18 protein-coding genes and 3 pseudogenes are annotated in these 19,169 nt (G+C 51.2%); 13 read left to right on the forward strand and 8 right to left on the reverse strand.

Annotation, left to right across the window (positions count from 1 at the left end):
* Positions 1 to 22: 22 nt before the first annotated feature.
* Positions 23 to 1,675: a chaperonin GroEL gene (groL, locus tag Kalk_RS17680; RefSeq protein ID WP_101895512.1), complete on the forward strand. Its 1,653-nt coding sequence runs from the start codon at positions 23 to 25 to the stop codon at positions 1,673 to 1,675.
* A 78-nt stretch (positions 1,676 to 1,753) separates the two neighbouring features.
* Here the strand turns inward: groL and Kalk_RS17685 are convergent, their stop codons facing one another.
* Positions 1,754 to 2,284 carry a hypothetical protein gene (locus Kalk_RS17685; RefSeq protein WP_101895513.1) on the reverse strand — a complete coding sequence of 177 codons (531 nt, stop codon included), beginning with the start codon at positions 2,282 to 2,284 and terminating at the stop codon, positions 1,754 to 1,756.
* A 63-nt stretch (positions 2,285 to 2,347) separates the two neighbouring features.
* Positions 2,348 to 2,926, reverse strand: a complete 579-nt coding sequence (locus tag Kalk_RS17690) for a TetR/AcrR family transcriptional regulator (RefSeq protein WP_158643559.1) — start codon at positions 2,924 to 2,926, stop codon at positions 2,348 to 2,350.
* 163 nt (positions 2,927 to 3,089) lie between these two features.
* Between Kalk_RS17690 and Kalk_RS17695 the strand changes: the two genes are divergently transcribed.
* The 5 genes from Kalk_RS17695 (at position 3,090) to Kalk_RS17715 (ending at position 8,757) form a co-directional block, all read left to right on the forward strand.
* Positions 3,090 to 4,856, forward strand: coding sequence for a DUF3592 domain-containing protein (locus tag Kalk_RS17695; RefSeq protein WP_101895515.1), 1,767 nt, complete (start codon positions 3,090 to 3,092; stop codon positions 4,854 to 4,856).
* Between the two features lie 131 nt (positions 4,857 to 4,987).
* Entirely contained in the window at positions 4,988 to 6,538 is a 1,551-nt protein-coding gene (locus Kalk_RS17700; RefSeq protein ID WP_101895516.1) for a 2-isopropylmalate synthase, read from the forward strand.
* Between the two features lie 3 nt (positions 6,539 to 6,541).
* The gene (locus Kalk_RS17705; RefSeq protein ID WP_158643560.1) at positions 6,542 to 7,345 is read left to right on the forward strand and encodes a hypothetical protein; all 804 of its coding nucleotides are present in this window, start codon (positions 6,542 to 6,544) and stop codon (positions 7,343 to 7,345) included.
* A gap of 11 nt (positions 7,346 to 7,356) precedes the next feature.
* Positions 7,357 to 7,809: a ribosomal protein S18-alanine N-acetyltransferase gene (gene rimI, locus Kalk_RS17710; RefSeq protein ID WP_101895518.1), complete on the forward strand. Its 453-nt coding sequence runs from the start codon at positions 7,357 to 7,359 to the stop codon at positions 7,807 to 7,809.
* A 114-nt stretch (positions 7,810 to 7,923) separates the two neighbouring features.
* Positions 7,924 to 8,757 (forward strand): mechanosensitive ion channel family protein, encoded by an 834-nt coding sequence (locus Kalk_RS17715; protein WP_101895519.1) that lies wholly within the window; start codon positions 7,924 to 7,926, stop codon positions 8,755 to 8,757.
* Positions 8,758 to 8,825: 68 nt separating this feature from the next.
* On the opposite strand, the pseudogene Kalk_RS17720 reads toward Kalk_RS17715, so the two are convergent.
* Together Kalk_RS17720 and Kalk_RS17730 are read right to left on the reverse strand one after the other, a co-directional pair.
* Positions 8,826 to 9,049, reverse strand: a pseudogene (locus Kalk_RS17720) (integrase core domain-containing protein); the annotation flags it as partial.
* Between the two features lie 506 nt (positions 9,050 to 9,555).
* The gene (locus Kalk_RS17730) at positions 9,556 to 11,097 is read right to left on the reverse strand and encodes a Fic family protein (RefSeq protein WP_101895522.1); all 1,542 of its coding nucleotides are present in this window, start codon (positions 11,095 to 11,097) and stop codon (positions 9,556 to 9,558) included.
* Positions 11,098 to 11,316: 219 nt separating this feature from the next.
* Between Kalk_RS17730 and prfC the strand changes: the two genes are divergently transcribed.
* The 4 genes and pseudogenes from prfC to Kalk_RS21815 all read left to right on the forward strand — a co-directional run.
* Positions 11,317 to 12,903 (forward strand): peptide chain release factor 3, encoded by a 1,587-nt coding sequence (gene prfC / locus Kalk_RS17735; protein ID WP_101895523.1) that lies wholly within the window; start codon positions 11,317 to 11,319, stop codon positions 12,901 to 12,903.
* A complete protein-coding gene (locus tag Kalk_RS17740) occupies positions 12,903 to 13,217 on the forward strand; it encodes a hypothetical protein (RefSeq protein WP_101895524.1) in 315 nt (104 codons plus the stop codon). The genes prfC and Kalk_RS17740 overlap by 1 nt, the downstream gene beginning before the upstream one ends.
* A 412-nt stretch (positions 13,218 to 13,629) precedes the next feature.
* Positions 13,630 to 14,010 (forward strand): annotated as a pseudogene (locus Kalk_RS21380) (DVUA0089 family protein); the annotation flags it as partial.
* 51 nt (positions 14,011 to 14,061) lie between these two features.
* Positions 14,062 to 14,151, forward strand: a pseudogene (locus Kalk_RS21815) (PEP-CTERM sorting domain-containing protein); the annotation flags it as partial.
* A 70-nt stretch (positions 14,152 to 14,221) separates the two neighbouring features.
* Here Kalk_RS21815 and Kalk_RS17750 read toward each other — a convergent pair.
* The gene (locus tag Kalk_RS17750; protein WP_101895525.1) at positions 14,222 to 14,560 is read right to left on the reverse strand and encodes a pentapeptide repeat-containing protein; all 339 of its coding nucleotides are present in this window, start codon (positions 14,558 to 14,560) and stop codon (positions 14,222 to 14,224) included.
* Positions 14,561 to 14,693: 133 nt separating this feature from the next.
* Between Kalk_RS17750 and Kalk_RS17755 the strand changes: the two genes are divergently transcribed.
* Entirely contained in the window at positions 14,694 to 15,848 is a 1,155-nt protein-coding gene (locus tag Kalk_RS17755) for an iron-sulfur cluster-binding domain-containing protein (RefSeq protein ID WP_101895526.1), read from the forward strand.
* A gap of 10 nt (positions 15,849 to 15,858) precedes the next feature.
* Here Kalk_RS17755 and Kalk_RS17760 read toward each other — a convergent pair whose 3' ends face one another.
* Positions 15,859 to 16,260 carry a hypothetical protein gene (locus Kalk_RS17760; protein WP_101895527.1) on the reverse strand — a complete coding sequence of 134 codons (402 nt, stop codon included), beginning with the start codon at positions 16,258 to 16,260 and terminating at the stop codon, positions 15,859 to 15,861.
* A gap of 276 nt (positions 16,261 to 16,536) precedes the next feature.
* Between Kalk_RS17760 and Kalk_RS17765 the strand changes: the two genes are divergently transcribed.
* Together Kalk_RS17765 and Kalk_RS17770 are read left to right on the forward strand one after the other, a co-directional pair.
* Positions 16,537 to 17,088 carry a cytochrome b gene (locus Kalk_RS17765; RefSeq protein ID WP_199767953.1) on the forward strand — a complete coding sequence of 184 codons (552 nt, stop codon included), beginning with the start codon at positions 16,537 to 16,539 and terminating at the stop codon, positions 17,086 to 17,088.
* A gap of 31 nt (positions 17,089 to 17,119) precedes the next feature.
* On the forward strand, positions 17,120 to 17,710 hold the full coding sequence (locus Kalk_RS17770) for a YceI family protein (protein ID WP_324772529.1): 591 nt from the start codon (positions 17,120 to 17,122) through the stop codon (positions 17,708 to 17,710).
* A gap of 69 nt (positions 17,711 to 17,779) precedes the next feature.
* On the opposite strand, the gene Kalk_RS17775 is transcribed toward Kalk_RS17770, so the two are convergent.
* Positions 17,780 to 18,550, reverse strand: coding sequence for an enoyl-CoA hydratase (locus Kalk_RS17775; protein ID WP_101895529.1), 771 nt, complete (start codon positions 18,548 to 18,550; stop codon positions 17,780 to 17,782).
* A complete protein-coding gene (locus Kalk_RS17780; protein ID WP_101895530.1) occupies positions 18,547 to 19,158 on the reverse strand; it encodes an acyl-CoA thioesterase in 612 nt (203 codons plus the stop codon). The genes Kalk_RS17775 and Kalk_RS17780 overlap by 4 nt, the downstream gene beginning before the upstream one ends.
* Positions 19,159 to 19,169: the final 11 nt, after the last annotated feature.

Genomic DNA, 19,169 nt, shown 5'->3' on the forward strand with positions numbered 1-19,169 from the left:
ACGAATTCTAAAGGATACAATCATGGCTGCTAAAGAAGTTAAATTCGGTGACGCCGCCCGCGTCAAAATGGTTAAGGGCATCAACATCCTGGCGGATGCGGTTAAGGTAACGCTGGGCCCCAAAGGTCGTAACGTTGTGTTGGACAAAGCCTTCGGTGCTCCCACCATCACCAAAGACGGTGTTTCCGTAGCGAAAGAAATCGAGCTGGAAGACAAGTTCGAAAACATGGGCGCTCAAATGGTTAAGGAAGTTGCTTCCCAAGCCAATGATGCAGCCGGTGACGGTACCACTACTGCAACTGTTCTGGCTCAGGCCATTGTTAGCGAAGGCCTGCGTGCCGTTGCTGCTGGCATGAACCCAATGGATCTGAAGCGTGGCATTGATAAAGCGACTTCTGCGGTCGTTGCTGAACTGCAAGGCATGTCTATTCCTTGTGAAGATTCAAAAGCCATCGCTCAGGTAGGCACCATCTCTGCCAACAGCGACACGTCTGTGGGCACCATCATCGCTGAAGCGATGGAAAAAGTGGGCAAAGAAGGCGTTATCACTGTTGAAGAAGGCAGTGGTCTGGAAAACGAACTGGACGTAGTGGAAGGTATGCAGTTCGATCGCGGTTACCTGTCTCCTTACTTCATCAACAACCAGGAAAAAATGAGTGTTGAGCTGGAAAGCCCATACATCCTGCTGGTTGATAAGAAAATCTCCAACATTCGTGACCTGCTGCCGATCCTGGAAGCCGTTGCCAAGTCCGGCAAGCCTCTGCTGATCATCGCTGAAGACGTTGAAGGCGAAGCACTGGCTACTCTGGTAGTGAACAACATGCGCGGTATCGTGAAGATTGCTGCGGTAAAAGCACCTGGTTTCGGCGATCGTCGTAAAGCCATGCTGCAGGATATCGCTATCCTGACCGGTGGTACTGTGATTTCTGAAGAAGTGGGTCTGTCTCTGGAAGGCGCTACTCTGGATGATCTGGGTACTGCCAAGAAGATCTCCATCACCAAAGAAAACACCACTGTAGTGGACGGTGCCGGTGTTGAAGCTGAAATCCAGGCTCGTGTTAAGCAGATTCGTCAGCAGATCGAAGAAGCCACTTCCGATTACGATAAAGAAAAACTGCAAGAGCGCGTAGCCAAACTGGCTGGCGGTGTTGCCGTAATCAAGGTAGGTGCTGGCTCTGAAGTTGAAATGAAAGAGAAGAAAGCCCGCGTTGAAGATGCTCTGCACGCTACCCGTGCTGCGGTTGAAGAAGGTGTGGTTCCTGGTGGTGGTGTGGCGCTGGTTCGCGCGCTGTCCAACATCTCCTCTCTGGAAGGTGCTAACGAAGATCAGACCGCTGGTATTCAATTGGCGCTGCGCGCTATGGAAGCCCCTATTCGCCAAATCGCGTCTAACGCTGGTGCCGAAGCATCCGTAGTCGTCGACAAAGTGAAAAGCGGCTCCGGCAACTTCGGTTACGATGCTGCCACTGGCGAGTACGGTGACATGATCGAGTTGGGTATTCTTGACCCTGCCAAAGTAACCCGTTCAGCGCTGCAAGCTGCTGCCTCTATCGCTGGTTTGATGATCACAACCGAAGCAATGGTTGCTGATCTGCCAGAGAAAGAAGGTGCAGGTGGTGGCATGCCTGATATGGGCGGCATGGGCGGAATGGGTGGCATGGGCGGCATGATGTAATCATTCCCCCGGCGCTTATACGCTGATATAAAAAAGCCCCGCTCAATTGAGTGGGGCTTTTTTTTGCCTGCTGTTTACTTACTGAGTGGTGTCGATGGCAAACCACAGCACCAGCGCTGCCTCGTTATCTCCGGTTTTCCACATGGCAGGGCCAAGGAACAAGCCTGGCGATACCTCCCGTAGCTCATCACGTATTTTGCGCACAAACCATGGGTTTTCTGGTAGGTCATAATCCAGATAGATGCAGTCCTTGCCGTCGATTACCGATGGCTCCACGCGAGTATTAAAGGGAAACCACTGTTGTTTTAGCAGGGTCAGATTGATGCGGTTGATGCCTGTGCCAGTGCAATCGCTGGTGGCGTTAAAGCTTTTGCCTTCCCATGGAAATACTTTGGCTTTGCTCAGCAGGCTGATAGGGCCAAACAGGGGTGTTTGATCCAGGGTTCGAATGGCCAGCATGCGCCCTTTGGGAGTGCCGTTCAGTGTGTTAAAGCTGGAGGGGAGGGTGCCTTGGCGGTAGAGCGAGTCCAGCTCGTCAACCTGCATGGACGATAGCTGATCCAGGTGCAGAGTATCATCGGAAATGGTTGATGCGGTTATTGTGGTCATGATGTCCCTCTTTATGTTTGCGAGTTGTGTTGTGGTGAGTCGATAGCGTGGGGTGGGCTGCGCTCATTTCAGCAGCATCTGCCAGCACACCTCCTCTGCCTGCCGCAGCACGCTGTGGTTGAGTCGGGCATAGCCCAATTTGCCAGCTTTCATCAAGCCGACGAATGCCCCCCAGATCATGGCCATCATGGCGTCCGCAGGCAGGCTCTTGAATAGCCCTTTGCGGCCGTATTCGATGCAGAACAGACTGATGGGGGCGAGCACCTCCAGTTCCAATTGTCGGCTGGCGTCATCCAGGTAGGGGGCGTGATCCTGAAGCTCCAAAAAGTGAAAGTCTTCAGGGTTGTCTTCGGTGAAGCGAATCAGGTTGTTCCAGAAACGATGGAACACCTGCCGTGGCTCATCGTCGAAATGGTCTTCATGCAGATAGTGTTTCAATTTGGCTTTGGCGCTGCGAAACACGGCGTTCACCAGCGCTTCTTTGTTGTCGAAGTAACGGTAGATCGTGCCTGACCCGACCGCTGCTTTCAGGGCAACCTGAGGTACCGCTGTGGCTTCATAGCCTTGGGTGGCAAACAAATGCAGGGCTGCAGTCAGAATGCGTTGTTCTTTTTCAGCGGCATTTTGGGCTTTCTTCGACATCAATACGGTTCCAATCATAAAACGGAATGAACGTTCATTCCGTTTTATGATATGGCTGCGGGCAGCCCCTGTCAAACCATAAGTTTGTTTAAGGCTACCCCTTTGCCTGCTTATCGCTAAAATGAATAGCTAAGCGTTTGAATAAATTAAGGAATGAGCAGGGATGTCAGTGGTGACACGCAAGCAAAAGCGAAGACGGAATGTGTTGGTGATGTTGTTTGGCCTGCCCTTTTTAGGTTTTGGCGTGGGCTTTGGCTACTTCAAGGTGTGGCCGGAATTTTCCTACTGGCTGGATGCCAGGAGCTGGCAGTATACCGAGGGCCAGTTGCTCTCATACCGTTTGAATACAGCCAAAGGCAGTGAAGGTGGTTCCACTTACTCCATCAGTGCCCGTTTTCGTTTTGAGGTATCGGGCCACATCTACGAGTCGTCGCGTTATGGCATTCATACCGGCAACGACAATATTGGCAACTATCACCAGCAGCAGTATCAGCGCTTGCAGCGGATTGAGCGTGACCAGTTGCCACTCACCGTTTGGTACGACCCCGCCGACCCCAATCAGGCCGTTGTGGATAGGGATCTGCGTTGGGGGTTGATGCTGATGCAGGCGGTGTTCGCCGTTGTGTTTGCCTTAGTGGGGTTGGTTGTGGTGATTGTTGGCTGGTTTGGCAAAGCTCAATCTACAGGCGTTGGCGCTGAACCCATGGCAGGTGAAATGGCAGCGCCGTTTGATTTCAGTGATCGTCAGCCGATATCGCCAAGTGTTACCGGGCAGCACTGGATGATGTGGCTGTTTGCCACCTTGTGGAACCTGATTGCTTTCCCGGCTTGCTTTGCAGCCATGGATGAGATCAGCCGCATTCAAAAAACAGAAGATTATCTGCTTCTGTTGATTTTGTTGTTTCCTCTGGTGGGCGTGTTTCTCGTCTGGCAGGCCATTAAGGGTTCAATCCTTTATGTTCGTTACGGCAAATCCCTGCTGCGACTGGATCCCAATCCTGGTCAGGCCGGGGGGCAGGTGGGGGGTGATATTGAGCTTAGCAAGCCACTGCCTCTGGATGCCCAATGCGAGATCCGGCTTGAGTGCCAGCATTCCTATGAGACCCGTAACAGCAAGGGGCATAAGCGCATTTCCACCAGTGTCAGTTGGCAGGATTCTATTACCGTGCGGGGCCGACGTGAGGCAGGCAAAACGCGGGTGCAGTTCTTGTTTGATGTACCGGCAGACTTGCCTGCGACTCAGCCCAAGTCCACCGACTGGCATCATTGGCAGCTCCATATTTGTGCCGACATCCCCGGTTTGGATCTGGCGCTGGACTTTGAATTGCCGGTTCAGAAGGGTGAGGCAAAAAGCCGCATTCGAATCCCCGGCCACGCACGGCAGCAGCAACTGCAGCGATCCCAACAGTTGGCTCAAGTGCTGAATGTAGAGCAGCGGGGGGATACGCTGTTTATGCATTCCCGATACGGGCGTGAGCTGGCGGGCTCTGTAATGGCGGCCCTGTTCGGGGCCATATTTTTTGGTGTGGGGGTTGGGATCGGTGTTGTGGATATGGGGGCTGGGTTGTTGGAATGGCCAGTGAAGTTGTTGTTCTGTACGGTCTTTGGTGGCATAGGCTTGTTGCTTCTGCTGGCGGGGATCGCTACTCCCACAACAAGGCTTGAGACCGCCATTGATCGCCACTCGGTGCACGTGCGGCGCTGGTTTTTGGGCAAGCTTGTTTACCAGAAAAGCATCGCTCTGGACGGAGTATCCCAGCTGGAAACCCACAAAAAAAGCAGCAACAGCAATGGCAAGCATATGCAAAACTGGTTTGAGATCCGTTTGCAGCACAATACAGGCAAGCAGCCTATCGCAGAATCCATTCCCGGACGGGTGTTGGCGGATGAAGCGCTTGCTTTTTTACGTAATAACACGGGTTTGCCATAAGATCTGCCCCGGTTTGCTATCATACTAACCCTTGGATATAGTTACCCGCCCGCGGTCAGCGGCGGTTGAGATTTTGCCCGTACCGGCCCATTATAATCGGCAGGGTTCCGGCTACCCCATTGGAGAGAAACATGAGCGCCACCGAAAAACTCATCATATTCGACACTACCTTGCGCGACGGCGAGCAAAGCCCTGGGGCCTCCATGACCCAGGAAGAAAAGCTGCGCATCGCCAAGGCGTTGGAACGCATGCAGGTGGATGTGATTGAGGCGGGTTTTGCTATCGCCAGCCAAGGGGATTTTGAATCCGTTAAGGCCGTTGCCGAGAGTATTAAAGACAGTCGCGTCTGTTCACTGGCCCGCGCCGTGGATGCCGATATTGATCGCGCTGGTGAGGCATTGAAAAATGCCACTGCCGGGCGCATTCACACCTTTATTGCTACTTCTCCTATTCATATGGAATTCAAGCTGCGTATGTCCCCGGATCAAGTGGTGGAACAGGCAGTGAAAGCCGTTACTCGGGCGCGTAACCTGTGTGATGATGTTGAATTCTCCTGTGAGGATGCAGGGCGCTCTGAAATCGATTTTCTGTGCCGAGTCATAGAAGCTGCTATCGATGCCGGTGCCCGTACCATCAATATTCCAGATACTGTCGGCTACGCCATGCCTCAGCAGTACGGTGACACCATTCGCCAGTTAATCGAGCGTATTCCCAACTCCGACAAAGCTATTTTTTCAGTGCATTGCCACAATGATTTGGGGTTGGCCGTGGCTAACTCACTGGCGGCGGTTACCTGTGGGGCCCGTCAAGTGGAATGCACGATCAACGGTCTGGGGGAACGTGCAGGTAACGCATCCCTGGAAGAGATTGTCATGGCGGTCAAAACCCGTGCCGATTTCTTCAATATTGAAACCGGCATCAACACCCGAGAGATCGTACCGGCATCACGACTGGTATCCTCTATTACTGGCTTCCCGGTGCAGCCCAACAAGGCGATCGTGGGTGCCAACGCCTTTGCTCATGAGTCCGGTATCCATCAGGACGGAGTCATCAAGCATCGCGAAACCTATGAGATCATGAAGGCTGAAGACGTAGGCTGGAATGCCAATCGTATGGTCTTGGGCAAGCACTCCGGTCGTAACGCATTTCGTGGCCGTTTGGATGAGTTGGGAATCAGCCTCAAATCCGAACAGGAGTTGAACGATGCGTTCCAGCGCTTCAAGGATCTGGCGGACAAAAAGCACGAAATCTTCGATGAAGACATCCAGGCCTTGGTAAGCGATACCCAGAAAGCCACTGAAAACGAACTCTATTCGTTGGTTTCGCTGAGCGTCTGTTCCCAAACCGGTGAAGTACCTAACGCCACCATCGTCTTGAACATTGGTAATGAAGAGCAACGCTCACAGAGCGAGGGGGCAGGCCCCGTGGACGCCACCTTCAAGGCGATCGAGCGTATCGTTAGCAGCGGCACCAGTCTTGAACTGTATAATGTCAGCGCCATCACCAGTGGCACCGATTCTCAGGGCGAGGTTACTGTGCGTCTTGAGAAAGGGGGGCGTATTGTGAATGGTCACGGCTCCGATATTGATATTGTGGCGGCTTCTGCCAAGGCTTATTTGAATGCGTTGAACCTGCTCAGCGCCGAAACCCAGAAAGCCCATCCGCAAACCTCAGGTGTATAAGCCTTGATGCTGGAAAGTGAGCGCCAAGCCTATTTGCACGCATTGGGTATCACCCAGTATGTTGCGCTGGATACCATTGCGGGCGCTCCGGTTTTGCCTGAGCTCACAGCCGAGCAAATTTGGCCTGCCGCCCCAACCCCTGCAATCAGTGCTGAGCCTGCTCAGCCTGATATCGCACCCCAGCCGCCTGAGTCATCACCTGCTGTCGCCGAACAGGCAGCTCCAATAAGCGAAGCGTCGCCCCGGCCAGACATCGAGGACGATGGCTCTATTCCACAATTGGACGTAAGCAAGCTCAGGCAGGAACAGGTTCAGCCCAAAACCGCACCCGCCAAGCCAGTGATAAAAGCGCAGCGATTTGCTTTGGCGGTGATTACCGTGCCCGAGCGATTCCGGTTATTTGTGGAGCTGACATTGCCTGACGCGCCAGGCCTGTCGGCAGTGGAACACCGCATGGTGTCAGATCTGCTGGGGGTGCTTGGCCATCATAATGCGTTAGATCAATACGGTGCCAAATTGTATCGCTGGCCCATGGTAGACAACCCGCGTATTGCCGCCGATTCACAAGCAGCGCGAGAAGGCTTGCTGGGCTTTGTAGCCAGCGCTCCCCCTGTTATCAAAAGTGTATTTCTGGGTACTAAGGCTGCGTCTGTAATCAGTGACGCAGCCACAGGCCAGTCGTTCGCGCTGAATGGCTCCGCTCTGGATGCCGTTGCCTGCTGCTCTCTTAGCGAAATGCAACATGATTGGACGCGCAAGGCTGAAGCCTGGGGCATCATTCATCCCTTCCTTAACAGCATCGATTAGGCTTAGCTCCCATGCAGATTGGCCTGCTTAGTTTCAGCCATCTTCCCCAGGTTATGGATATTGAGAACGAGGCTTACCCCTGGCCTTGGACAGAAGGCATGTTTGCCGACAGTATACGTAGCGGGCATCTTTGCTATCTGGCGTCAGACGGCGATCGTGCTTTGGGTTATATCGTCGCCTATGTGGCAGCAGGGGAGTGTCACATACTGAATGTGTGTGTGGATCCAGCAGAGCAAGGTAACGGCCTGGGCCGCAAATTGCTTCGCTACGCATTAGGCGTGGCACTGGATCTTGGTGCCAACGAAGCGTTTCTTGAAGTGCGCGTCAGTAACGACGCTGCCATCAATTTATATGAAGCAACGGGTTTCGAAGTGGTGGGCGTTCGTCCACGCTACTACCCGGCAGACGATGGGCGCGAAGACGCATTGGTGTACCGATTGGAACTGTCGACCATTAATCGATAGCAGGTATAGAAAGTGATGTTGATTAAAAAGATGTTTTGCAACCAGTGAATTAGGTCTTACTATCTGTTTTTCACAACATAATGCTCCTAACATCGAGACTGAAGAGGCGTAACCATGGAATTGGATAAAGTTAACGTACAGCCGATCATCGACAAAGCCGCTGAGATGGTCATGTTTTATGCACCGAAACTGTTATTAGCGCTCATTACACTTTTTATTGGCCTGTGGTTGATAAACATGGCCTGCAAAGGCGTTGGCTTTTTGCTAGAAAAGCGTGAGTTTGACGTGTCCTTGCGCAAGTGGCTCATCAGTATCCTCGGTGTAGCGTTTAAGGCCTGCTTGTTTATTTCAGTCATCTCCATGATCGGCGTGCAGACCACTTCGTTCATCGCCATTTTAGGTGCCGCAGGCCTGGCCATCGGTTTGGCGCTGCAGGGCAGCCTTACCAATTTCGCAGGTGGCGTGCTGATTCTAGTGTTTAAGCCCTACAAAGTCGGTGACTACATCAAGACGAATGGAGAAGAAGGCTTCGTTGAAGCCATTGATGTGTTCTATACGTTTCTGCATACCGTAGACAGTAAGCATGTCATCCTGCCCAATGGCCCCTTGGCTAATGGCAACTTGGTGAATTACACCAAAGACGCGAATCGCCGAGTTGATCTGTCCGTGGGCATCAGCTACCACAGTAGCTTCGAGCACGCAGAGGCCGCATTGCTGGAGATGATCAAGAAAGAGCCGCGAGTGTTGCAGGATCCACCCCCCTTTGTTGGAGTAACCGGTTACGGAGACAGCTCCATTGACCTTACTGTTCGTGCCTGGTGTTTGAACGAAGATTATTGGGGTGTGTTTTTCGAACTTAACAAGCGCATCAAGCCAGCCCTGGATGCCGCTGGAATCAGCATTCCATTCCCACAGCGCGACGTGCACCTGTTCCAGCAAAAAGGCTGATCCTCTCTGATTGCTTGGGGTTGTCCGTTTGCGGGCAACCCTTGCTTTCTCAGTCTTGCCCTGCGTTCTTATAATCGCAGGCTGGTGCGCCGCATTTCTGGCCTTTCATCATGATATGTCCACAGCCAGCAAGTGGCATGCTCCAGAACCTCCTCAATTGAGTCAAACAGATATTGGCTCAACCAGTCATATCGAACACTGCGGTTGTAACGCTCCACATACGTATTTTTCTGAGGGTTCCCAGGCTGGTAAATTCCAATTTGATCGCCTGCCTAGAAGCCCACTCTGCCAGTTTTCTCAGGGCGGGCGATCTATAACAGCGTATCTCCAGTCTGATCGCTTTGGCGGGTAGGGCTAGAGCTTGTTCCTAAGAAGGTCGTGCCTGCTATTAAGTCTATTGTGCGTAGTAGTATAAACATATTGTTGCGTCTATACCTGAAGTACCATCAATATCGTGAGGTGAGCTAGAAAAACTGAAGAAGGCAATGGACAGTATCGAGTAAATCAAGCCAAGTCCTTCTGCTGTTAAGGCGATTGAATCTTCTAGAGAGGCTTTGGAAAAGGTTGTTAAGACTAGTGCGATTTACCAAATAGAAGATGCCATCAAGCCTGAGGCGTTAGAGGCTATCAGGAAAACGACGCGTAAGATGAATAGCTTGCGCAGTGCGCTAGCGGGTCAAATGTCCGTTCATGCTTCGCTTGTCTTGACTCCGCTTATCGTCAATCTTAAGCCTCAAAAGCGGTTTGGATTTTGATGGATATTGGTACTCTAAGTACCAATATAGGCTGTTTTTTAAACTATGTCTGATCCTTTAAGAGATCAGACAGGAACATCGTGAAGGGCTCGATGTTTTGATCGACACTGGCGGCTTCCAGTGCACTCATATAGTCGCTTCGTCGCTCCACTGGAATAACAAGCCACGGATAGCCGCCAGCGGCTAACATGACATTCATTAGGAAGCGACCTGTTCTGCCGTTTCCATCCATGAAGGGATGGATATAAACGAAAATAAAATGTCCCAACACAACGCGAACTTCTGGGCTTTGTTCTTCTCTTAGCAGCTCAAAGAAGGCTGGTATTAAATCGCGTACCGCTTCTGGGCTTGGTGGCGTGTGCATTGATTGGCGAATATATACAGCTCTATTGCGATAGCCTGCTAAATCAGCCGCACCGATAATACCAGCCACTACGCTTGGCCCGAATAACTCTCGATACCATGCGCTGTAATCATCTTCAGCCGCCTCACCTGCGTCTTTGCCTTCAAGAACATCCTTGATGGTTTTCTTAACCGCTTGGAAGGCTTGCCAGTAGCCTCTCGCGGCAAGGGTGTTTTGTTGGTCTCTATCTCTTTGTGATTGGGGGTCGGCTTTGATGCTAGCGGGGTTCCAGTTACCTTCGCGCACACGCTCGATCAGTTCAGCGCTAACCTTATAGCCCTCAATCGATAGGGAGTGATAAGCGTCAGATGCATAGATGTCGTCGATCTGTGTCAGATAGGCTTTGATGTCTTTGGGTATATTGGTGGCAGGGGGGAAATGCTCCAGGATCGGTTCCCGAAAAGCCGCCCACATCATGCGTAGTCTGTTAACGTAGGGTGAGACTTCACGGTTGCCAAATAGTACCGTGGATTGTTCAGCAAAGGGATCAGTCTCATTAACCGTATGACCAGCACTGCGCATTGTATCTAGTATTGTATCGGCGATTTTTGTTCTGCCGATATTTCTAAATGCACCCGCTAGGCGTCCCGCAACTGTGCTGTGATTGCCTTCGAGCAATCTTCTCAGTACGTCAGAAGGTTCATTGATCATAGACAGCGCTGAGCGCATCTCTAATGGCTTCGCCGTATAATAATTCGGTGGGCAGGCGATGAGCGCAGCAGGTAGGCTCATGGTGCGAAGACCATCCAGCAGCACAATATCATCCTTATCTGGTAGCTCTAAGCGCAGATCAAATATAGACGTATCGTGTAGCAGTCCTGTGGGTTTGTTGCCGCCTTTGGGTGTGCGAACAAGTAACTGTCTTGGTACTGTCCAATTCCCTGAATGCAAAGCCAAAGATTGTTCAGGGGACAGGCACCAATCTTCATCAAAGCGGGAATTAAGATAATCTCTCGCAAAACCCCAGAAAGACGCATACCATGCCGTGCTCTCGCCTGGCGCTTCGTCAGCGCGGGCAGGGATATACCAGCCTTTCATCACTTCGCGAATAAAACCGTTCTTTAACAGTCGTTCGCGGTGGGTGCGCGTCATGTCGCCTGCGCGGATCGCGATTTGCCCTCTATCCTGAATTTCTTTGAGGACAGATAATGAGTGCGCAAGCTTTTCAGAAGGAGAGGCCATGACAGACTTTCTAGGTTTTTGGGTTTGTCGATATTTAGGTTATTAAGTATTTGTAATTTTAGGCTATTGTGTCAAGTGTTTTTTAGGTTATAATGCTGCAATAGTTGTAGGTCAGTCCGTGGGGCTGGCTAGTGAGCTTGTAGATAAGCCTTCGTTAGAGCATTGAAGGTGGTTATACAAACGGGTGTAAATTTAGGTGTAAATAGGGTTTGGTCGGGTATGGGCGATAGCAATTTTATTAATGAAATCAAAAAGCGACGCACGTTTGCTATCATCTCTCACCCCGATGCTGGTAAAACCACCATGACCGAGAAGCTGCTGCTGTACGGAAACCAGATCCAGGTGGCCGGTACAGTTAAAGGCCGCGGCTCAGACCGTCATGCCACCTCCGACTGGATGGAGATGGAAAAAGAACGGGGCATTTCGGTGACTACCTCGGTCATGCAGTTTCCTTATAAAGATTGCACCGTAAACCTGCTGGACACTCCCGGACACGAAGACTTTTCGGAAGATACCTATCGAACCCTTACTGCTGTGGATTCGGCTTTGATGGTGATTGATGGAGCCAAAGGTGTAGAGCCTCGAACCATCAAACTGATGGAGGTTTGCCGCCTGCGGGACACTCCGATTCTTTCCTTCATCAACAAGATGGACCGCGATATTCGCGACCCCATCGACCTGCTGGATGAAATAGAGAGCATTCTTAACATAAATTGCGCACCGATTACCTGGCCGATTGGGATGGGCAAACTGTTCAAGGGTGTTTACAACCTGTATCAAGATACCACCTATCTGTATAAAACCGGGCAGGGCCACACAATCCAGCAAGTGCGGGCAATCAAAGGCCTGGATAACCCTGAACTCGATGCTGCGGTGGGTGATCTGGCCGGGGATCTGCGGGATGAATTGGAACTGGTAAAGGGTGCCAGCCATGAGTTCGACATGCAGGACTTTCTCGAAGGCAGATTGACCCCGGTTTTCTTTGGAACCGCGTTAGGGAATTTCGGTGTGGATCATTTGCTGGATGGCCTGGTGCAATGGGCTCCATCTCCGCAAGGGCGCGAAACCGATACCCGGATGGTGGAAGCCAAGGATGAGAACTTCACCGGCTTTGTCTTCAAAATCCAAGCTAACATGGATCCCAAGCACAGGGATCGTATTGCCTTTATGCGAGTGTGCTCCGGCCATTACGAAAAAGGGATGAGAATGCGTCATGTGCGTCTGGGCAAAGACGTGCGCATCTCTGATGCGTTAACCTTTCGTGCCGGTGAGCGCGAACACCTGGAAGATGCCTGGCCTGGCGATATTATTGGCCTGCACAACCACGGCACCATCCAGATCGGCGATACGTTCACCAATGGTGAGGTGATGAACTTTCAGGGCATTCCTCATTTTGCTCCTGAGTTGTTTCGCCGGGTGCAGTTACGTGATCCCCTCAAGAGTAAGCAGCTTCAGAAAGGCATTACTCAGCTGTCGGAAGAGGGCGCGACGCAGGTGTTCATGCCTTTGCGTAACAATGACATCATTGTGGGCGCGGTGGGGGTGCTGCAGTTTGATGTAGTGGCCTATCGCCTTAAAGATGAATATAAGGTCGAATGCTCCTATGACAATATCAGTGTGGCTACGGCTCGCTGGGTGTACTGTGAAGACGCCAAGATGCTGGAAGACTTCAAGAAGAAATGCCACGATAACCTGGCCATTGATGGAGGCGGTTATCTAACGTATCTGGCACCCACAAGGGTGAATTTGGAGTTGACTATGGAGCGCTGGCCGGATGTTAAATTCAAGAAAACGCGGGAGCACTGATGGCCGGTTATTTGGTGGGATCACTGTTGCTGACCTGGGTGCTTTGCAGCGCTCTTAATGGTTTTATTGAATTTGCGGCGATTCGGGAGTGGCTGGATCGGGGCAAGGCCTTTGTGGGTATGATCCTGGGTGTGTTCGTAATTGCTGGGATGATGGTTGCTTTGTCTTTGTGGGGGCTGCCTGGCTCCCATCTGGCCCAGGACATAATGACACCGCAGCAGCTGACCATGGTCATCCGTACCAGTATTATCGTCAATGTGCTATTCGCGTTGGGTTATTGTGCGTTCCAGTTACGCCGCTTTTGGGATGAATAGCCTAATAAAACGTCGGCTTTTTTTACACGGATTCACTCAGTTGAAACTCCTTTTCCGCGCATCCTGCTTGATAGCGTGATTCTTTTATCCTTGATGTATCCACTTTCGTGCTTGCTGTATAAAAAACGCACTATAGCGGTGCTAATATTTTGTTCGAAATAGTCAATCAACCTACTCTATTGTCCTGTTGGGTTTACGCTTGCTATAGCGTCGAATTTACTTACATCTGGTACGCTGGTGCAATATATTATTGTGATATAAATCAACCGCTTATGCAGACTGGACTGGTAATTGCTTTATATGTTGCAGGCTTCTGTGAATGCTTGCTTGTCAGGTGTAATTGGGGCAAAAACAGGGAGGACATTGAACATGCTTTCCATGTTTTACTTACTACAAACTAGGGGTAATTATTATGAAAATTAAAAGCTTGATCGCTGCTGCTGCACTGGCTCTGCCATTTGCTGCTAGCGCTAACGTTATTACTACTACATCTTCTGTGACTGCGTCCGGCGCAGGTACCGTAGATTATGTATCTTTCAACCTGGATGCTTACAGCACTGTTCGATTGAACTCTTCTTCTTCATCTTTTGATACATATATGTATCTGTTCCGTGATGACGGATCGCTGGACGCTAGCGACTACATTACGGCTAACGATGATTATCCTTATTGCTGTAATTCTCAAATTACTACTAACTTGGCCGCTGGTAACTACATCGCTGCTATTGGCGACTTTTACCTGAGCCTGTCTGAGGCTGTTGCTGGCCTTAACGGTGGTTATAACTCCAGCGGTGCTTACAGCTTCCGTGCTGAAACTATTTCTGGCGGCAATGTAGCGTTTGGCGCTGCTGCCGTGCCTGAGCCAGCTACTCTGGCTCTGTTTGGTTTAGGTCTGGCTGGTCTGGGTGTTTCTCGTCGTCGTGCGGCGAAGTAATATCGGCTGATCACCAGCACTAATGAAAACGCCGGGGTTAATCGCCCTGGCGTTTTTTTATGCCAGATATTTATGGGCGTGAATACCGCATTCGGGTGCCTTTCTCGTTGGATAGCCGAATCTCTTCAGGCGAAAGCTCCTTGGGGAAATAGCACCCCGAAATCTTGGCATCACACAGGCTGGCACCTTCCAGGTTGGTGTTGCGCAGATCAACTCCGCGCAAATCTGCTCCCCGAAAGTAAGCATCCTGCATATCCAGGCCATCGGCATTCATATTGCGCAGATCAATGCCTCTGAACAGCGCGCCTTGCAGTTCAACGGTTTTGCCAGACTTGCGGGCATCGTTAAATGCCTTGATATTTTCATCCAGCAGCATCTTATAGAGCGGGTCGTTCGGGTCGTAGGCCATAATTTACCTTCCTTTTCTTAAAGTTATAGACGATCCTTCGCCGCTTTGCCGGTTGTTACATGGTAAATGGCGCTTGTAATGTGATTTAATGGCGTCGTAAACCGTTGTTGTCGCTCGCATTCAGGAAACCGTCGTGAATCGGATTTCAAAAAACCTCGGCCAGACTTTGCCCGTACGATTATTCCAGCGCGTGACTCGTGCTATTCCCATGGTGCGTAAAGCCACCACCGCACCACGGCGGACATCAACCGTACTGGAAAACGCCTATGAGGCGGTGGTGACCGACATCAAGCGGGAGACCTCCCGCTCTGTTACCGTTGAATTTGAGCTGCTGGAAGGGTATCGCTTGAGCTATAAAGCGGGCCAATGTGTCACGGTATCGCTGCCGGTTGGGCCAACCCTGTTTCAGCGTTGCTATTCGTTTTCCAGTGCACCCCATGAACGCCGCTATGCGATCACCGTGCAACGGATCTTTCATGGGCGGGTCTCGACTTATTTCAACAACTCCCTGAGCGTTGGCGATCGGTTTTACATCGACGACCCCATGGGCGAGTTTGTGCCGCCGGTAACGCATCCAGAGGATCAACGCTATGTCACGGTGGCCGCAGGCGCCGGTATTGTGCCGGTATTTTCCTTGATCAAGGATCTGCTGGGTAAGAATCCAATGGCAGACATACAGCTGATCTACGCCAGCCGCAATCAGGAGCAGGCGATATTTTATCGGCAGTTACAGCGCTTGGAGAAGGAGCATCCTGGGTTTAGTCTGCGTTTTCAGTTTACCCGCCGGGAAGGGGACGGACACGACCCTTACCGACGCTTGAATGGAGAAAAGATTCTGTCTCGGGTCGCAGATCCCACCAGCGCCCTGTTCTACATTTGTGGCCCCTATGGGTTGGTGAGCAAATGTACGGAAGCCTTTCATCATGCGGGTATCTCGGAGTCCAGGATTAACATTGAAACCTTTGGCTCGCCACCGGCCACCCTTATTTCCGACGAACTCAAGCCTCGCTCCATCACATTTTTGCCGCCAACGGTGCTGGGTAACACAATCAGGGTGCGTCAGCGTCAGGTAGAGACGGTTCTGGAAACTGCGCGGCGCAATGGCGTTAGCATTCCGCAGAAATGTACGGTTGGCAATTGCCAGACCTGTAAGGTGAAAATCAAGTCGGGGATGGTCATCATGGATGAGCCGAACTCGCTGTCCCTCGAGGATGCGAAAAACGGCTATGTGCTTGGCTGTATGTCGTATCCTTGCGAGTCACTTATTATAAAGCTGCCCGGTTCATGATGGGGTTGCCTTAGAGTTGCGTAAACAAATAGTCCATAGCAGGTGCAGATTTCTGATGCTGCAGCCGCAAAGCCAAGTGCTGCAGTCGTTGATTTATGCAGGGTGTGATCAGCTGTAGTTGCTGCTCACTGAATGCGTTTCCTGCCCAGTGAGGGGCGATGGCCATGGCTCCTTCCAGTGTTCGGGTCGTACCCTGAAATTGAACCTGAGCTACTTGATGCCCGTCCAGGGCGCACCATACCTTGGCTTCAAGTTCATTCATTTGTTCTTCTGTGTGGGGTGCATCATCCTGAGGTATGGTGATTACCTTGTCCTCAGCACTGTGATTCAGGGTTGGTTGTTTCATCAGGCTGAAAATGCCCAATAGACCGAGGGCAATTACCCAGCTGGCAGTAATGGATTTCATGTTCATGGTTTAATCCTGTTTGCTCTTTCGATCAGAGGCAAGCGTAAGCGGTCTTGTGTGCTGCATGTCCTTGTTTACTATTGTGCTCTGATCGGCAATCTTTTCTACTGAATAACATCCATGTAAATTGTGAAAAAATACCGTACCCGTATAGGTTGATCTGTATTTTTCTTGTAAGTTTATGAATTTGTGGGAAAAACCATATCATGCTAACTAGAACCATTCTCATTTGCCGAGGTCAAAGAGCGACGAATATCGGATCAGAGATGGTGTGGAGGGGATGTGGTAACAATTAAGAACACCGCCACCCGGTACGGCGTGGTTAGCATTGCAATCCATTGGGTATCATTTCTGATGGTGGCCGGGCTGTTTGGCGTGGGTGTGTATATGGTTGAACTGACCTATTACGATCCTTTGTATCACGAGCTGCCTGAGTGGCATAAATTGTTGGGCGTGATATTAGGGGGGCTGACGTTGATCCGACTGGTTTGGATCTGCCTGAGTCGGCCGCCCCGTGTGTTGTCTGAACATCGCTGGCAGGCTGTGCTGGCCAAGTTGGTTCATGGCTTGCTTTACCTGATATTGCTGCTGCTGGTGATCAGTGGTTATCTGATCTCGACGGCGAAAGGAACGCCATTGAGCAGCTTTGATGTACAGTTGCTGCCGGCGCTAATGAAACTCGCGCCGAATCAGGTTGATTTGATCGGTCTGATTCATCTTTGGGTGGCGTGGGTGTTGGTCGGCCTGGTTTCTGTGCACGCACTGGCCGCGCTCAAACACCATTTTATCAATCACGATCAAACGTTAACGCGCATTTTTACCATCAAGGGGTAATCACCCCGCTAAACCGCAACAGGAGCTGATTATGAGAATGAACTTTCACCGTGTGTTGACCGCCGCTATTGCCGGAGCGATGTTGTTGTGCTCTGGATTACTGCAAGCAGCACAGACGTACAAAATGGATACAGCAGGCAGCCATGCCTTTATTCAATTCAAGATTCAGCACTTGGGGTACAGCTGGCTGTTAGGCCGTTTCAATACCTTTGAGGGTGAGTTTGTCCTGGATGAGGCCAATGTTCAGAACTCCAAGGTGAACGTCACCATTGATGTGGCAAGCGTGGATTCCAATCATGGTGAGCGGGACAAGCATTTGCGCGGAAAGGATTTCTTTGATGTTTCCCAGTTCCCCAAGGCCACGTTTGTCAGCACTAAAATCGAAAAAACCGGTGATAAAACTGCCAAAATCACCGGCGACTTTACTTTAAAAGGGGTAACCAAACCGGTAACCCTGGATGCCGTATATGTGGGGGGAGGTAAAGATCCCTGGGGTGGTTATCGTCAGGGTTTTGAAGCAACGACGCAGTTGCGCTTAAAAGATTTCGGTATTGATTACAATTTGGGGCCAGCGTCTGAAGTGGTGGATATCTACATTTCCGTGGAAGGTATCAGGCAGTAAGCCTGCAAGCGCAAATGCTTTAAACAGCGCGTGAACAGCCAGAAGTGGGCTGTTCACGCGCTGTGTGCATCAGTTGAATTGGGAAAAGTCTGGCTTACGTTTTTCTAAAAACGCGCTAAACGCTTCCTTGGCTTCAGGGCCTTGCAGCATCTCGGTAAAGTAATCTTCCTCCATCTTCATGATGGCTTTGAGTTGTTCCGCATTACCCGTGCGCAGTAATTGCTTGGTTACCCGGATCGAGCGCGGCGGCAGCACAGCCAGTTGCTGAGCCTTGGCGATGGCGTGGGCTTGATATTCTTCCGCATCCACAACTTCATTAACTATGCCCATTTCCACCGCTTCGTCGGCGCGAAACATTTCGCACAGCATCAGCAGTTTGGCTGCTTTTCGATAGCCGATCAGCTGGGGGAACAGCAGGCTGGATCCTGCCTCCGGGCACAGGCCTAATGTGGCGAACGGCATTTGAAATTTGGCGCCCGGTGCGGCGTATACCAGGTCGCAATGCATCAACATGGTGGTGCCTACCCCTACAGCCGGGCCATTTACTGCGGCTACCAGAGGCTTGGTCAGGTTGGGGAGGGTGCGCAGAAAACGGCCCACGGGGGAGTCACCACCAATACTGGAGCTGTTAAGGAAATCCACCAGATCGTTACCAGCGGTAAAGCAATCCTTTGTGCCCGTGATCACGCCAACGCGCAGGTTGGAATCGTTTTCCAGTTGATCCAGAGCATCGGAGATGCCGTTGTACATGTCCCCGGTGAGGGCGTTTTTTTTGTCCGCCCGATTCAGTCGGATGATGATGATGTGGCCCTGAATCTCGGTGAGTACTTGTTCGGTCATGGGAGGGTCTTCTCTTTGTGGCTATTGTTGTGTTGATTGGGTTGTTCATCTACAGACGCATGGGCCGCAGCGATGGCTTGGGTTTCACTGCGTTGCGCCTGAACCAGCAGGTTAAGGTGCTGGGCGCTGTCGGGCAGTGTTGCGGGTGTTACCCCGGGTGCCATTTCTTTAAATGCTGCCAAGGGTGACACCCGTTTGCCAGTTTTAATGCTCACCATTGCCATTCGGATGACCGCAGCGGTAAATACGGTTTTGCGGTAAGTAAACAGTTGCTCCATGTAGATGTATTTTTCATCCCAGCTGCTGATGCGGGTTTCTACCTTGAAACGTTGCAGTGGGCGTATTTCTTTAACGTAGCTGATTTCGGTGTTGGCGATGAGGGCTTTAAAGCCGCGGCCATGCATTTCCTGCAGCCACGGCGTGTGTATCATGAACTCAACCCGCCCACGCTCCAGATATTTCAGATATTTCACATTGTTCATGTGAACGTTGGCATCCAGATCCCAGGGCATGCAGCGATAGCGTGCGAACACCCAATCCTGAAAGGTCTTGGTGGGTTTTATTTTCTGAACGTAAAGCGCAAAAATGAACCGAACTATAAACCACATGATACTACCTG

The organism is Ketobacter alkanivorans (assembly GCF_002863865.1).
In the GTDB taxonomy this organism is placed as follows: Bacteria; Pseudomonadota; Gammaproteobacteria; order Pseudomonadales; family Ketobacteraceae; genus Ketobacter; species Ketobacter alkanivorans.

Coding starts and splice junctions, on each gene's coding strand:
- Kalk_RS17740 (WP_101895524.1), top strand. CDS start 12,903: ATGGCCGGTTATTTGGTGGGATCACTGTTGCTGACCTGGGTGCTTTGC.
- Kalk_RS17730 (WP_101895522.1), bottom strand. CDS start 11,097: ATGGCCTCTCCTTCTGAAAAGCTTGCGCACTCATTATCTGTCCTCAAA.
- groL (WP_101895512.1), top strand. CDS start 23: ATGGCTGCTAAAGAAGTTAAATTCGGTGACGCCGCCCGCGTCAAAATG.
- Kalk_RS17685 (WP_101895513.1), bottom strand. CDS start 2,284: ATGACCACAATAACCGCATCAACCATTTCCGATGATACTCTGCACCTG.
- Kalk_RS17760 (WP_101895527.1), bottom strand. CDS start 16,260: ATGAACATGAAATCCATTACTGCCAGCTGGGTAATTGCCCTCGGTCTA.
- rimI (WP_101895518.1), top strand. CDS start 7,357: ATGCAGATTGGCCTGCTTAGTTTCAGCCATCTTCCCCAGGTTATGGAT.
- Kalk_RS17750 (WP_101895525.1), bottom strand. CDS start 14,560: ATGGCCTACGACCCGAACGACCCGCTCTATAAGATGCTGCTGGATGAA.
- Kalk_RS17690 (WP_158643559.1), bottom strand. CDS start 2,926: ATGTCGAAGAAAGCCCAAAATGCCGCTGAAAAAGAACAACGCATTCTG.
- Kalk_RS17775 (WP_101895529.1), bottom strand. CDS start 18,550: ATGACCGAACAAGTACTCACCGAGATTCAGGGCCACATCATCATCATC.
- Kalk_RS17715 (WP_101895519.1), top strand. CDS start 7,924: ATGGAATTGGATAAAGTTAACGTACAGCCGATCATCGACAAAGCCGCT.
- prfC (WP_101895523.1), top strand. CDS start 11,317: ATGGGCGATAGCAATTTTATTAATGAAATCAAAAAGCGACGCACGTTT.
- Kalk_RS17700 (WP_101895516.1), top strand. CDS start 4,988: ATGAGCGCCACCGAAAAACTCATCATATTCGACACTACCTTGCGCGAC.
- Kalk_RS17780 (WP_101895530.1), bottom strand. CDS start 19,158: ATGTGGTTTATAGTTCGGTTCATTTTTGCGCTTTACGTTCAGAAAATA.
- Kalk_RS17770 (WP_324772529.1), top strand. CDS start 17,120: ATGAGAATGAACTTTCACCGTGTGTTGACCGCCGCTATTGCCGGAGCG.
- Kalk_RS17695 (WP_101895515.1), top strand. CDS start 3,090: ATGTCAGTGGTGACACGCAAGCAAAAGCGAAGACGGAATGTGTTGGTG.